Genomic DNA, 1,126 nt, shown 5'->3' with positions numbered 1-1,126 from the left:
AGTGAGCGTTTGGTTCTCGGTTGTCCGTTTCATTTGGCTTAGCTGTCACGCCAGTTGGTGGTGTTTTCGTGGGTGAGGCGGCGGGTCATGAGGTTGATGGCGGCGAGTTGGATCATGGCGGCTGAGCGGTGGGGGTGGGTTTCGTAGTCGCGGGCCAGGCGGCGGTGGTGCATGAGCCAGCCGAGGGTGCGTTCGATGACCCAGCGGCGGGGTTGGACGTGGAAGCCGCGGGTGGTTGGGTCGCGTTGGACGATTTCGAGGTCGATGCCGAGGTGGGCGGCGTGTTCGACGGCTTTGGTCTTGTAGCCGTTGTCGGCCCAGGCTTTGGTGATGGCGGGGTGGCGCTCGCGGACTTTGGTGAGGAGTTGGGTGCCGGCGGCGGAGTCGTGGACGCTGGCGGCGGTGACGGCGACGGCCAGCAGGAGGCCGAGCGTGTCGGTGACGATGTGCCGCTTGCGTCCGGTGATTTTCTTGGCGGGGTCGATGCCTTGGCTGGTCAGGTGGACCGTGGCGGAGGTTTTGATGCTCTGGCTGTCGATCAGGCAGGCGCTGGGCTCGCTGGTGCGGCCTTCGGCCTGGCGGACTTTGCCGCGTAAGAGGCCGGTGAGCTGGTCGAAGATGCCGTCGGCTTCCCAGTGGGCGAAGTAGCCGTAGACGGTCTGGTGGGGTGGGAAGTCGTGGGGCAGGTAGCGCCAGGGGATGCCGGTGCGGTCGACGTAGAGGATGGCGTTCATCAGGGCGCGCAGGTCGTGGGTGGGTTTGCGGATGCCGTTGCGGGCCTGGCGCCAGGCTTCGAGGGTGGGGCGGATGAGTTCCCAGCGGGCGTCGGACAGGTCGCTGGGGTAGGGCCGTGAGGGCTGCATGATGCCTGGGTATGCGGTGGCGGCCGGCCTGAGCAGGGCGTGTGCGGGGCGTTGGGTGCACCGGGGCGTGTGTTCTCAATCTCGCGTGAACCGGTGGGTTTTTAAATGAGACAGGAGCTTTGTCAAGGAACCCGGCGCATTACTGGTCTGCCGACTGCCGCAGAAGCCGTTTTTCCGGCGTTTCACTTGGTTCGGTGTTCGTGTCTGGCCGCTGAAAATCGTCATGAACTATTCGATAGGCGAACCAAACGCTCACTTAGACG

General features: G+C 64.7%; 1 protein-coding gene. It reads right to left on the bottom strand.

Annotated features, from left to right (window positions below):
- Positions 1–38: 38 nt before the first annotated feature.
- Entirely contained in the window at positions 39–863 is an 825-nt protein-coding gene (locus tag ACFYO0_RS46470; RefSeq protein ID WP_388688536.1) for an IS5 family transposase, read from the bottom strand.
- Positions 864–1,126: the final 263 nt, after the last annotated feature.

The organism is Streptomyces sp. NPDC006365 (assembly GCF_042870755.1).
In the GTDB taxonomy this organism is placed as follows: Bacteria; Actinomycetota; Actinomycetes; order Streptomycetales; family Streptomycetaceae; genus Streptomyces; species Streptomyces xiangluensis.
This window is presented reverse-complemented; position numbering and strand designations above follow the sequence as displayed.

Bases quoted from the DNA above. Each gene is read 5' to 3' on its own strand.
- ACFYO0_RS46470 (WP_388688536.1), bottom strand. From the start codon at position 863: ATGCAGCCCTCACGGCCCTACCCCAGCGACCTGTCCGACGCCCGCTGG.